Raw genomic sequence first — 11,833 nt, 5'->3', positions numbered from 1 at the left:
TCAGGCGCGCAGTTCGGCTTCCAGCCGTTCCAGGTCGGCCACGACGGCGGCCCGCTTGGGTGAGCGCGGAGGCAGGAGGCGGAGCGCGGCGCGGCGGATTCCGACGTCGTCACTTGCCTCGGGAAGCGCGGCGTACTTGAGCAGGGACTCGGCACTTCCATCCGTGAGGACGGCCTCCCGGAGCAGGGACGAGACCCTGTTCCTCAGCTCGATGATGCCGGGCGCCTCGGAGCGCGGGAGCACGCCGCCGCGGTAAATCTCCAGGGCAATCCGGTGTGCACCGCGCTGCAGGCAACTAAGCACCTGGCCGGTGTCCGGCACCAGGTCGACAGGCAGCCGGTAGGGGCGCGAGCCGGGAACAGCGTCCGGGGAAAGCTGTTGGATGACCTTGCGCAGGCGGACCATCTCGGCGCGCAGCGTCATGGTAGGGCCGTCCCCGGGATACAGCAGAGAGCTGAGTTCCTCCGCGGTGAGCCCGTCCGGGTGGGTGCTGAGCAGGGCCAGGATCTCGCTGTGCCGGGCGGACAGCGAAACCGTCCTGCCGCCCAGGCTGAGCAGCGCCTGGTCGCGGCCCAGCAGCTGCAGGCTGTTCCGGTAGAGGCTGCCTTCCTTGGCACCCTGGCCCTGCCTGCCGGCGGACGCCGGGGACCGCCGTCGTACGGGCTTCCTGGCCAGCTCCGCCGCGCGCTGCAGGCGCTCCACCCGCAGCTGCGCCTGCGCGGCCGCCACGGTGGCCTCCACCAGCGACAGCGTATGCGGCGCCACCGCGGTGGCTGTCCCGGTGATGTCCACGACGCCCAGCACGGCGCCTGAATCGGGGTCGTGGAAGGGGACGGCGGTGCAGCTCCAGGGATGGACGGCCCGCTGGTAGTGCTCGGCGCCGGCGATCTGGATCCCCTTGCCCAGGGCCAGGGCCGTTCCCGGGGCACTGGTGCCAACACTGGCCTCGGACCAGTCGGCACCGGGGACGAACATCATGCCTTCGGCGCGGCGCTGGAGCGTGGGGTCGCCGTCCACCCACAGGAGCCTGCCCACCTCATCGCCTACGGCCACCAGGAGGCCGCTGTCATGGCTGGGCTGGACCAGGAGTTTGTTGATGACCGGCATGATCGCTGCAAGGGGGTGCTGCCGGCGGTAGTCCTCCAGCTCGTCCCAGTCGAAGGCAAGCGGCGCGGCCGCATTGTCAGGATTGGCTTTGAAGCCGGCGGACCGTAGCCACGATTCCCTGATGAGTTTGCGCAGGCCGGGGATTTCGGGCGTGGCATCGCCCAGGCCCGGCATCTCTGGAATGGCACCGTCCAGGCGCTCGTGACCTGCCAGCGCGGCGCGCTGGCGCGGTTCAGGCTGGAGCAGGTTCGTCATCGAACTCCCGGAAAGTGCAGGCTTCTGGCGCGGCTAGTCTAGCCGTACCAGTTCCTCCAGCGCATCCACCCCTGCCACTGCTCCACCCGCGGCAGCGTAGCCCTCCGCAACCCGCCGCGCCCCCGGCGCCTTGGTCCGGGCCTGGTGGACGGCGGCGCGGAGCCTTTCCGGGGTGAGGTGCTTCCGGCTCAGCCGCACCCCGGCGTCGGCGGCCACCACCCTCGCCGCCACCTCGTGCTGGTCCCTGCCGAACGGAACCACCACCACGGGCACCCCTTTGGCGAGCGCCTTCTGCGTCGCCCCCATGCCGCCGTGCGTGATGGCGACGGCGGCGCGGTCAAGGACGGGACCGTGCGGCACGAAGTGTTCCAGCCGGGCATTGGCCGGGACGGACGCAAAGGCTTCGGCGCCGGATGCCCGGTGCGCCCCGGCGGACCCGGTGTCCGCTGCCGGCAGGGTGGCCACCACGGTGAAGGGTTCAGCGGCCAGGCCGGCCAGCGCCGCCCGTACCAGGGCTTCGTCGGCCTGGTATTCGGAGGATGTGGTCACCAGGACCACGGGGTCCTGGCCATCCCCGAGCCAGGAGGGAGGCTCCGCGGGCGGTTCCCAGCCGAGCGCGCCGATCATCCGCACGTCCGGCCCCCAGTCCGGATGGGGATACTCGAACGGCTGCGACGTGGCCACAAGCATCAGCAGCGCGGTGCGGAACATCTCGTCCGCACCGCTGACGGGTGGCAGTTGGCCGGCGGACAGCTCAGCCCGCAGCGCGTTGATGTGCGGCAGCATCAGCTTTTCCACGGCGCCGGTCACCAGGCGGCGGGCCAGTGCATCACGGGCCCTCCCCAGCGGGCCGGACATGGGGGCAAGCCCGGGTCCGAACGGCGGCGTTCCCCTCGACTGGAGCGGCGGGGTGTAGGGGCTGAAGGTGGCCCACGGCAGCCCCGAGGATTCGGCCTGGATGCGGGCTCCCCAGGCGTTGATGTCGATGAGCAGCAGGTCCGGGCGAACGTCATCAATGGCCTGCTGCAGGTCCGGGGCGTCGAACCGGGCGCGGGCCGTGAAGGTCTCCACGCTGGAAGCCAGGGCCGCCTTCGCGTTGTTGGCGCGGTAGTCAGTGGCCTCGACCGCAAGTATCCGGTCATCCACCGGTCCGGCATGGAACCCCGCCTCCATGAGCAGCGGGACCTGCCGGCGCAGGGTACGGACGTGGACACCATGGCCGCGGGCCTTCAGCTCCTGGAGCAGCGGGACCATGGGGAAAAGGTGGCCGATGGCGGGAGAGGTGTAGGCAAGGACGGTGGACATCAGGGCCTCCGGATGAAGGGTTCCAGCATTTCGAGCAGGCAGTGGGCCACGTGGTCGCGGCTGAGCCCGGCATCGAGGCGGAGCAGCTTCCAGGTGTAGACGTCGCAGACGGCGACGAACTGGGCAAGGCGGCGCTTCCGCTCTACCCCGTCCGGCAGGAAGTCATCTGCGAGGAAGGGCGCGAAGACGCGTTCGCACCACTGCCGGTGGAGCTGCCGGCCGCCTTCGGTGATCTCTGCGAGGACAGGGGACGTTTCCTCCTCGGCCAGCATCTTCAGGGCCAGGGCGCCGGTGGTTTCGTAGTGTTCCAGGAGATTGTCGACGGCGGCGGGTACGTCGCCGGGAGGAGCGGCACCGCGCTGGCCGGCAACCTGCGCTGACGCGAATTCCGCCGTGGCGTGGATCAGGCCCGGGCGGTCGCCGAAGCGGCGGATGACGGTCTGGACGGTCACCCCGGCCCGTTCAGCAACGGCGTTCAGCGTCACGCCGGCGAGCGGCCCCTCCATGAAGAGGTCCAGCGTTGCCTGCAGGATCCGGCGCCCGGTTGCGGCGGCAGAGGCCGCACGCTTCCGGGAGTCGTAGGCACGGGTTCCCGCCATATTCATGTTAATCAGACTAACTTGAATACGGCTCTGAGGCCAGAGGTCACAGGGCCAGGTTTACAACCAGGGCCCGCCCGACCCATCAGATGGCCCCTTCACGGCCAGAGCCTCCAGCTGCCCGTCCGCGCTTCCAACAAGCAGTGAGAGGCGGCTGCGAAAGTGGCAGGCCTGCTCTTTGGGGGTTTTCGCCTCTCCCAGAGGGCGCAGCCACAGTGCAATGTTCACGTAGTACTGCAGTCCATACTGCGATTTCTGCAATTCGGCCACAGTGATCACGTCATCGGTGTCGCGGTACCAGGATCCGCTGTGCTTCGAGAATCCCGCACCCTTCATGAAGCCGTCAAAAGTGGTTTGAATGACGTTCCTGCTCATGGCCCTCCCTAAGTAACCACCTGCTGGTGGAGTGCGGCCGGAGTCAGCCGCGGGAGATGCGGATCATGTCCTCGCGCGGCACCACTTTGATCCGTTCGCGCACCACGTGGTCCAGGCCTTCGGGTCCGGTCCAAGCGGCCCCGAGTCCAGCCTCATGGGCGTCGAGCTTGTTCCACCCTTCCCAGGTGGTGTATTCGATACCGCGTTCCTCGAGCAAGTCGATGATGGCCAGCGGGTCCGGGTTTTGTGCAGCGGGGAGGTTCGGCCGGTCCTCCAGCAGGAAGCCGATGGTCTCCAGCGCATCGCCCTTGGTGTGGCCGATGAGCCCGACGGGTCCGCGCTTGATCCAGCCCGTAGTGTAGATGCCCGGGACGGGGTTCCCGTCGGCATCCAGGACGCGTCCGCCCTCATTGGGGATGACGCCGCGCTTGGCGTCGTACTCCAGTTCGTCCAGGGCGGAGCCGTGATAGCCGATGGCCCGGTAGACAGCCTGGACGTTGTATTCGACGTACTCCCCGGTGCCCTTGGCGTTGCCGGTCCCGTCCAGCTGCATGCGCTCAAACTTGATGCCACCCACCCTGCCCGTGCCGTCGTCGAGCACTTCCACGGGGCTGTGCAGGAAGTGCAGGTGCAGCCTGCGGGAGGAGGGGCTCTCCGACTCCGCGTGCTCCTCAACCAGCCAATTGGTGAGCGTGTTCACCATGGTCTTGACCTGGTTGTTGCTGCGGATGGCCTCATCCGAGGCCTCGTCGAATTCAAAGTCCTCCGGATACAGGACGATGTCCACGTCGTCCATGTGGCTCAGCTCGCGCAGTTCCAGCGGGGTGAATTTAACCTGGGCCGGTCCGCGGCGGCCGAAAACGTGGACGTCCGTGACGGGCGAGGACTTCAGGCCCTGGTAGACGTTGTCCGGAATCTCGGTGCTCAGCAGCTCCTCGGGGTGCTTGATCAGCATGCGGGCCACATCCAGGGCCACGTTGCCGTTGCCGATGACGGCGATTTCCCTGGCCTCGAGCGGCCATTCCCGGGGAACATCGGGGTGCCCGTCGTACCAGGACACGAAGTCGGCGCCGCCGAACGAGCCCTGGAGGTTGATGCCGGGAATGTCCAGGTCCGCGTCCTTCACGGCGCCCGTGGAAAAGATCACGGCATCATAGAAGGCCCGGAAATCGTGCAGGGTAAGGTCCCGGCCGTAGGTCACGTTGCCCAGGAACCGGATGTCCCCGCGGTCCAGGACCTTGTGCAGGGCGTTCACGATGCCCTTGATGCGGGGGTGGTCCGGGGCCACGCCGTAACGGATCAGTCCGTAGGGCGCGGGGTAGGCCTCGAAGAGGTCGATGCTGACCTGGAAGTCGCCGTCCTTCACCCCGCTGGACTTGGTGAGGATGTCCGCAGCATAGACTCCTGCCGGTCCTGCGCCGACGATGGCGACGCGGAGGGGACGGTTGGCGGTTTCGCTCTTGTTGGACACCGGGAGCCCTTCTGAACTGGTCCTGCTCACGTTTTATGAGACTGCGCCGCGTCATGCAGCGCACAGTCCCCCATTCTAGTTGGCGGCCAGGGCCACCACCTTGCCTTCGCGGTACAGGAGTGCCCGGAGTTCGGCCTCCGCCGAGTCCAGGCGCTTTGGATCGATGGTTTCGCCGTCATGGAAGTGGTCCAGGACGCGGGGGTCCACGTAGCTCTTCCGGGCGATGGAGGGTGTGTTGCCCAGCGTCTCCGCGGCCTCGTGCATGGCCCGGCTGATGGCCCGTTTCCGTTTGGCCGCCGTGCGCTGGGGGCCGGTCCGGGCAAGGCTTGCCGCCGCGGCCACCGTCCCGCGAAGGGTGCGGAAATCCTTGGCGGTGAAGTCCGATCCGGTCCGCTCCTTCACGTAGGCGTTGATGTCCGCGCTGGTGACCGGACGCCAGGTCCTGCCCTCCTTGTAGGCCAGGAGCCGGGCGTTGGGCCCGCGGCGCTTGAGGAGGCGCAGCACGACGGCGAGGTCCGGGTCGCGGATCTCCGATTCCCAGTCCTTGCCGCTCTTGCCCGGGAAGCGCAGCAGGATGCGGTCCTTGCGGACCTGGACGTGGGCGCACAGCAGGGTAGCCAGGCCCCGGCTGCCGTTTTCATTGGTGTAGCGTTCGGACCCCACGCGCAGGGATCCGCTGTCCAGCATCCGGAACGCGGCCGCCAGGACCCGCTCGCGGGTGAAGCCATCGCTGCGCAGGTCCATGGTGACCATGCGGCGTGCCGCGGGCAGCGATTCGGCCAGCTGGAGGGACCGGTCGAACTTCACCCGATCCTTACGCTCACGCCACTCCGGGTGGTAGATGTACTGGCGACGGCCCACCGCGTCCACCCCGGTGGCCTGGATGTGGCCGTTCTCAAACGGGGCAATCCAGACGTCCGTCCACGCGGGCGGGATGCCGATGCTCTCCAGCCGGTCACGGACGGGACCGGGCGGCAGGGTGGAGCCGTCCAGGTCCCGGTAACTGAAGCCTTTGCCTGCCGGTACCCTGCGGTAGCCGCGGCCCGAGGCGTTGCTGCGCCGGAGCCTCATGGGGCCGGCTGCGGGGTACGGGCACATGTCATGAAAGAAAGCCTACTGACTATTTTCGGGTTTTCCCGCCTGCCTCCCGGAATACCTGCCCGCGGGCTGCTGTTATGGAAAGCGTGCCCATGCCAGAAGGAACCCCCGTAGCCACCTCCCCCACGTCACGCTCCACGGCAGGTGATGCGGTGCCCGCGGGTCCCAAGGCAGTCGCCGGGGATTCGACGGCGGGAATGCTGTTCGGCATCGGCGCGTACGTTTTGTGGGGGCTGCTCCCGCTGTACTTCTTCATCCTGATGCCGGCCGGCGCCGTCGAGATCGTGGCCAACCGCGTGGTGTGGTCGCTCCTGTTCTGCGCCCTCCTGATCACGGTCACCCGGGCGTGGGGTGTGCTGGCTGCGGCGCTGAAGGACCGCCGCGTGTTTGGTTCCCTGGCGCTGGCTGCTTTCCTGATCGCCATCAACTGGCTGACCTATACCTACGGCGTGACCACCGGGCAGGCGGTGGAAACGTCACTGGGCTACTTCATCAACCCGCTGGTCTCGGTGCTCCTCGGCGTGCTCGTCCTGAAGGAAAAGCTGCGTCCGCTCCAGTGGGCCGCGGTGGGCGTGGGCTTCGTGGCCGTGGGCGTCCTCACCTACTCCTACGGGAAGTTGCCGTGGATTGCGCTGACGCTGGCGTTCAGCTTCGGCCTGTATGGCTTCGTCAAGAACCGGGTGGGGTCGAGGGTGGACGCCATCACCAGCCTCAGCGTGGAGACCATGGTGCTGGCGCCGCTGGCCGCCGTGGCCATGGTGGTCCTGGCCGCGAACGGCAGCTCCACGCTGACTTCCCAGGGGCCCGGGCACTTTTGGCTGCTGCTGGCGTCCGGCGTGATCACCGCCGTTCCGCTGTTCTTCTTCGGCGCCTCCGCGCGGCGGCTGCCCATGACCACCATCGGGCTGCTGCAGTACTTTGCCCCCGTGCTGCAGTTCCTGGTAGCGCTGCTGGTGTTCCGGGAGGCCATGACCGTGGAGCGCTGGATGGGGTTCGGGGTGGTGTGGCTGGCACTGCTCCTGCTGACCCTGGACATGCTGCGGACGGCGCGCAGAAACTCGGTGGCCCGCCGGGCAGCGCTCCGCCAGGCCGCCTAGAAAGCGTCCGATGACAAAGAAGGTGGGCTCCCAACCGGGAGCCCACCTTCTTTGCGTTGCCGGAGGGAGTCGTTCCGGTTAGGCGTTGGCCTTGATGGCGGCGGCGAGGACATCCAGGCCGTCGTTCAGCAGTTCGTCGGTGATGACCAGCGGCGGCAGCAGGCGGATGACGTTGCCGTAGGTGCCGCAGGTGAGGATGATGACGCCTTCCTTGAGGCAGGCGGCGGCAACAGCCTTGGTCAGTTCCGGGTTCGGCTCCTTGGACCCTGCCTGGACAAGTTCGACGGCGAGCATGGCGCCGCGGCCGCGGACGTCGCCGATCACGGCGGTGCCGGAGCCGGCCAGTTCAGTCTGCAGGCCGCGGAGCCGGCCCAGCGCGAGTTCCTCGATGTGGCGGGCACGGCCGTTCAGGTCGTACTCCTCCATGGAGCCGATGGAGGCCAGCGCCGCGGCGCAGGCCACCGGGTTGCCGCCGTAGGTGCCGCCCAGGCCGCCGGGGTGGACGGCGTCCAGCAGGTCGGCGCGGCCGGTGATGGCGGACAGCGGCATGCCGCCGGCGATGCCCTTGGCCATGGTGATGATGTCCGGGACGACGCCCTCGTGGTTCACTGCGAACCATTCGCCCGTGCGGCAGAAGCCGGACTGGACCTCGTCCGCGATGAAGACGATGCCCTTTTCCTTGGCCCAGGCGGCCAGCGCGGGCAGGAACCCCTCGGCGGGAACGATGAAGCCGCCCTCGCCCTGGATGGGCTCGATGATGATCGCGGCCACCTGGTCGCCGCCGATCTGCTTCTCGATCATGGTGATGGCACGCTTGGCGGCCTCGGCACCGGTGATGGAGGGGTTTTCCTCGCGGTACGGGTAGCTCATGGGCATGCGGTAGACCTCGGGAGCGAACGGTCCGAAGTTGGTCTTGTACGGCATGGCCTTGGCGGTCAGCGCCATGGTCAGGTTGGTGCGGCCGTGGTAGGCGTGGTCAAAGGCGACGACGGCGTCCCGGCCGGTTGCCAGGCGGGCCACCTTGACGGCGTTTTCCACTGCTTCCGCGCCGGAGTTGAAGAGGACGGTGCGCTTTTCGTGGTCGCCCGGGGTGAGGCGGTTCAGCTGCTCGGCGACCGCCACGTAGCCTTCGTACGGGGTGACCATGAAGCAGGTGTGGGTGAAGTGCTCCACCGCTTCCTTGACGGCGCCGACGACGGCGGGATCGGACGCTCCCACGCTGGTCACGGCGATGCCCGAGCCGAGGTCGATGAAGGAGTTGCCGTCGACGTCGTGGATGATGCCGCCGTCGGCGTCTGCAACGTAGACCGGGACGCTGGAGGCGACCCCGGCAGCCACCACGGACTTGCGGCGTTCGGTCAGTGCCACGGACTTGGGGCCCGGGAAGTCGGCCTGGACGTTGCGCTTCTGCTCCAGGCGGTAGGTGATGTCTGATGCGGTGGTGGTCATGGGAAGGCCTTTCTTTGAAGCCTGGCGGTGGGTGGTTTTACGCGTCGAGGGCGGACATCACGTGCTTGATGCGCGTGTAGTCCTCCACGCCGTACATGGAGAGGTCCTTGCCGTAGCCGGACTGCTTGAAGCCGCCGTGCGGCATTTCGGCGGTGAGCAGGATGTGGGTGTTGATCCAGACGGCGCCGAAGTCCAGGTCGCGGCTCAGCCGCATGGCGGTGCCGTGGTTGGTGGTCCAGACACTGGAGGCCAGGGCGTAGTCCACGTCATTGGCCATGGCCACTGCCTCTTCTTCGGTGCTGAACTTCTGCACCGTGATGACCGGGCCGAAGGTTTCCTTCTGCACCACGTCGTCGGTCTGCTTTGCTCCGGTGATGATGGTGGGTTCGAAGAAGTAGCCCTTCTCCCCCGCTCGGTGGCCGCCGGTTTCGATCCGGCAGTTGGCCGGCAGGTTCTCCACCACCGACGTGACGGCGTTGAAGTGGTTCACGTTGTTCAGGGGGCCGAAGTAGTTGTCTTCGTCGTTCTGCGAGCCGGTGTGCAGGGTCCTGGTGTGCTCCACCATGGCGGCCACGACGTCGTCGTGCACGGACTCCTCCACCAGCACGCGGGTGATGGCGGTGCAGTCCTGGCCGGCGTTGAAGAAGGCGAACTCGGCGATGGCCGCGGCGCTCTTCTTGATGTCGGCGTCCTTGAACACGATGGCCGGCGCCTTGCCGCCGAGCTCCAGGTGTGCACGCTTCAGGCCCTTTGCGGCACCGGAGGCAACGGCGATGCCGGCGCGCACGGAACCGGTGATGGACACCAGGCCGGGGACCTTGTGCTCCACCATCATGGCGCCCGTTTCGCCGGTGCCGAGCACCACGTTCAGCACGCCGGCCGGGAAGATGCCGCCGGCCAGGCGTGCCAGGACCAGGGTTGATTCGGGGGTGGTGTCCGACGGTTTCAGGACCACGGTGTTGCCGGCCGCGAGCGCGGGGCCGATCTTCCAGATGGCCATCAGGAACGGGTAGTTCCAGGGCGCCACCTGGGCCACTACGCCGATGGGTTCGCGGCGGACGTAGGAGGTGTGGCCCTCGAAGTACTCGCCCGCGGACTTGCCTTCCATGATGCGGGCGGCGCCGGCGAAGAAGCGGAGCTGGTCGGCGCCGGCAGCCACTTCCTCGGAGGCGATCAGGGAGCGGACCTGGCCGGTGTTGCGGTGCTGGGCTTCGACGAGCTCGTCGCTGTTGGCCTCGATGGCGTCGGCGAGCTTGAGCAGCATCAGCTGGCGCTGGCCCGGGGTGACATGCTTCCAGGTCCTGAAGGCGTCCTTGGCAGCCGCCATGGCGGCATCGACGTCCGCCTGCACGGAAACGGGGGCCTGCGCCACCACGTCGCCGTTGGTGGGGTTGACCACGTCCAGCAGGGTGGTGCCGGCGGGGGTGACGAACTTCCCGTTGATGAAGTTCTGCAAGGTTTGGACCACGGTGTGCAACCTCTTTCGTAAGGGCCATCGGCGGCCGGGCGGAGACCACGACGGATGGATGGAACTGCCTTGAGCCTATGCCAGCGCCCAAGCGGGGTGAATAGCCACCTGCACACCCTTGCCAAAGAGGTTTAGTGCGGTTGCCCAGCTCACGTTTATCCTTGCTTCATGGCCATTTCCCTTGCTGCCCTGGTGGGCGTGTCCTCCCTGAAGCTGTCCAAGGCGGGCGTGGCGGAGACTACCTGGAACCAGGACATCAACTGGGTTGCCGTCACGGAGCTGGAGGATCCCCAGCGGTTCCTCAACGGCGGCGAGCTGGTCCTCACTACCGGCCTGCGGCTGCGTTCCGCCCCTGAGCAGCGCCGTTTTGTCCGCCAGGTGCAGCGCGCCGGCGCGGTGGGCATCGGTTTCGGCGTGGGCCTTTCGCATGAGGCGGTGCCGCCGGCCCTCCTGGCGGAGGCCAACCGCTGGGGCCTGCCCGTAGTGGAGGTGCCGTACGAGACCCCCTTCATCGCCATCACCAAGCTGGTGGCGGACGCCCAGTCGGCGGACCACTACGCCAAGCTGGAACGGCTGATCGCAGGGCACCAGGTGCTGGCGCGGGCGCTGCTGACCGGCGGCGGACTTTCCGAGCTGTTGAAGAACCTGGGGGGCATGCTGCGTACCGACATCGCGCTCACGCAGTTCACGGCGCAGCTGTACAACAGCAGCACCGCCAGCCCGTCGGCGGAGACCTGGTCCAGCTATCCCGTCCCTACCGGGCGGCGCGATGCGTGCACGCTGTGGGTGCGCCAGCCGTTCGAGGACACAGGGATCATTGGCTACGCGCAGAACCTGATCAGCGTGGAGCTGAACAACATGGTCAAGCAGCGGCAGGCCCAGCGTGCCCTCTGCGGCCAGGTGCTGGAGGACGTGATCCACGGCGCGCTGGAGACCAGCGAGGCGCAGCGCCGCCTGGCCGGCGTGGGCGTGAACAGCACCCGCAAGAACGTGGTGCTGCTCGCTGTATCGGCCGCCCACGGCAAGGCCCTGGGGAGCACCTCGGTGCCGCTGGAACTGGAAAAGGCCGTTGCCGCCGTCGTGGGCAAGGACCTGGTACTGGTGGTCAATGACGACGGCGGGACGGCGCCGGCGCTGGCACGGAAGCTCAGCGACCACCTCGCCGAAGCCGGGATCCACGCCACGATCGGCATCGGCGGGGCGTACACCAAGCCGAACGGCCTGCGCTGGAGCTACTTCGAGGCCCGGGACGCCGCCAGCCACGGCCTGCCCGTCAACGAACCCGAGCGGCTCAGCCTGACGTCGCTGCTGCTGGCCAGCGAGGATGTGCCGCTGGCGGATATGGCCCACGAATCACTGAACCCCCTGCGGTCCTTCGATGCCGCACACGGCTCTGAGCTGATGGCCACGCTGGAGAGCTACCTGAACAACAACGGCTCGGTGGCCGCGGTGGCGGAGGAGCTCACGCTGCACCGCAACACCGTCCGTTACCGGCTGGCCCAGATCACCGAACTGACGGGGTACGACCCCGCCGTCACCGCCGACCGCGTGCAGCTGTGGCTCGCCCTGGCCGTGGCCCGGTTGTCGGCCCGCCAGGGCCGGTAGGCAG

At 67.9% G+C, this 11,833-nt stretch carries 10 protein-coding genes; 2 read left to right on the top strand and 8 right to left on the bottom strand.

The window, feature by feature from the left end; translation table 11 throughout:
• The 6 genes from AC6JAM_RS14135 to AC6JAM_RS14110 all read right to left on the bottom strand — a co-directional run bounded on the left by AC6JAM_RS14135 (position 1) and on the right by AC6JAM_RS14110 (position 6,183).
• On the bottom strand, positions 1-1,362 hold the full coding sequence (locus AC6JAM_RS14135; RefSeq protein WP_056393038.1) for a helix-turn-helix domain-containing protein: 1,362 nt from the start codon (positions 1,360-1,362) through the stop codon (positions 1-3).
• 33 nt (positions 1,363-1,395) lie between these two features.
• Positions 1,396-2,667 (bottom strand): glycosyltransferase, encoded by a 1,272-nt coding sequence (locus tag AC6JAM_RS14130; protein WP_268001774.1) that lies wholly within the window; start codon positions 2,665-2,667, stop codon positions 1,396-1,398.
• A complete protein-coding gene (locus AC6JAM_RS14125) occupies positions 2,667-3,272 on the bottom strand; it encodes a TetR/AcrR family transcriptional regulator (protein WP_134163934.1) in 606 nt (201 codons plus the stop codon). Before AC6JAM_RS14125 ends, AC6JAM_RS14130 begins: the two co-directional genes overlap by 1 nt.
• Positions 3,273-3,326: 54 nt before the next feature.
• On the bottom strand, positions 3,327-3,641 hold the full coding sequence (locus AC6JAM_RS14120; protein WP_268001775.1) for a DUF4304 domain-containing protein: 315 nt from the start codon (positions 3,639-3,641) through the stop codon (positions 3,327-3,329).
• Positions 3,642-3,684: 43 nt separating this feature from the next.
• Positions 3,685-5,112 carry an FAD-dependent oxidoreductase gene (locus AC6JAM_RS14115; RefSeq protein ID WP_268003423.1) on the bottom strand — a complete coding sequence of 476 codons (1,428 nt, stop codon included), beginning with the start codon at positions 5,110-5,112 and terminating at the stop codon, positions 3,685-3,687.
• A gap of 75 nt (positions 5,113-5,187) precedes the next feature.
• The gene (locus AC6JAM_RS14110; protein WP_134164166.1) at positions 5,188-6,183 is read right to left on the bottom strand and encodes a DNA topoisomerase IB; all 996 of its coding nucleotides are present in this window, start codon (positions 6,181-6,183) and stop codon (positions 5,188-5,190) included.
• A gap of 119 nt (positions 6,184-6,302) precedes the next feature.
• Here AC6JAM_RS14110 and rarD point away from each other — a divergent pair, with 119 nt between their 5' ends.
• A complete protein-coding gene (rarD, locus tag AC6JAM_RS14105; protein ID WP_497935134.1) occupies positions 6,303-7,307 on the top strand; it encodes an EamA family transporter RarD in 1,005 nt (334 codons plus the stop codon).
• 78 nt (positions 7,308-7,385) lie between these two features.
• Here rarD and gabT read toward each other — a convergent pair whose 3' ends face one another.
• Together gabT and AC6JAM_RS14095 are read right to left on the bottom strand one after the other, a co-directional pair.
• Positions 7,386-8,756, bottom strand: coding sequence for a 4-aminobutyrate--2-oxoglutarate transaminase (gene gabT / locus AC6JAM_RS14100; protein ID WP_018769023.1), 1,371 nt, complete (start codon positions 8,754-8,756; stop codon positions 7,386-7,388).
• A gap of 37 nt (positions 8,757-8,793) precedes the next feature.
• A complete protein-coding gene (locus AC6JAM_RS14095) occupies positions 8,794-10,224 on the bottom strand; it encodes an aminobutyraldehyde dehydrogenase (RefSeq protein WP_056393178.1) in 1,431 nt (476 codons plus the stop codon).
• A 168-nt stretch (positions 10,225-10,392) separates the two neighbouring features.
• Between AC6JAM_RS14095 and AC6JAM_RS14090 the strand changes: the two genes are divergently transcribed.
• The gene (locus AC6JAM_RS14090) at positions 10,393-11,829 is read left to right on the top strand and encodes a PucR family transcriptional regulator (RefSeq protein WP_018769021.1); all 1,437 of its coding nucleotides are present in this window, start codon (positions 10,393-10,395) and stop codon (positions 11,827-11,829) included.
• Positions 11,830-11,833: the final 4 nt, after the last annotated feature.

This window comes from Arthrobacter sp. GmRoot5-12 (assembly GCF_059739365.1).
The sequence above is the reverse complement of the archived record's forward strand: the minus strand, read 5'-3'. Positions and strand labels throughout refer to the sequence as shown.

What these genes read in the sequence shown, in the direction of transcription:
- AC6JAM_RS14135 (WP_056393038.1), bottom strand. Translation starts at nt 1,362, where the DNA reads ATGACGAACCTGCTCCAGCCTGAACCGCGCCAGCGCGCCGCGCTGGCA.
- AC6JAM_RS14130 (WP_268001774.1), bottom strand. Translation starts at nt 2,667, where the DNA reads ATGTCCACCGTCCTTGCCTACACCTCTCCCGCCATCGGCCACCTTTTC.
- AC6JAM_RS14125 (WP_134163934.1), bottom strand. Translation starts at nt 3,272, where the DNA reads ATGAATATGGCGGGAACCCGTGCCTACGACTCCCGGAAGCGTGCGGCC.
- AC6JAM_RS14120 (WP_268001775.1), bottom strand. Translation starts at nt 3,641, where the DNA reads ATGAGCAGGAACGTCATTCAAACCACTTTTGACGGCTTCATGAAGGGT.
- AC6JAM_RS14110 (WP_134164166.1), bottom strand. Translation starts at nt 6,183, where the DNA reads ATGAGGCTCCGGCGCAGCAACGCCTCGGGCCGCGGCTACCGCAGGGTA.
- rarD (WP_497935134.1), top strand. Translation starts at nt 6,303, where the DNA reads ATGCCAGAAGGAACCCCCGTAGCCACCTCCCCCACGTCACGCTCCACG.
- gabT (WP_018769023.1), bottom strand. Translation starts at nt 8,756, where the DNA reads ATGACCACCACCGCATCAGACATCACCTACCGCCTGGAGCAGAAGCGC.
- AC6JAM_RS14090 (WP_018769021.1), top strand. Translation starts at nt 10,393, where the DNA reads ATGGCCATTTCCCTTGCTGCCCTGGTGGGCGTGTCCTCCCTGAAGCTG.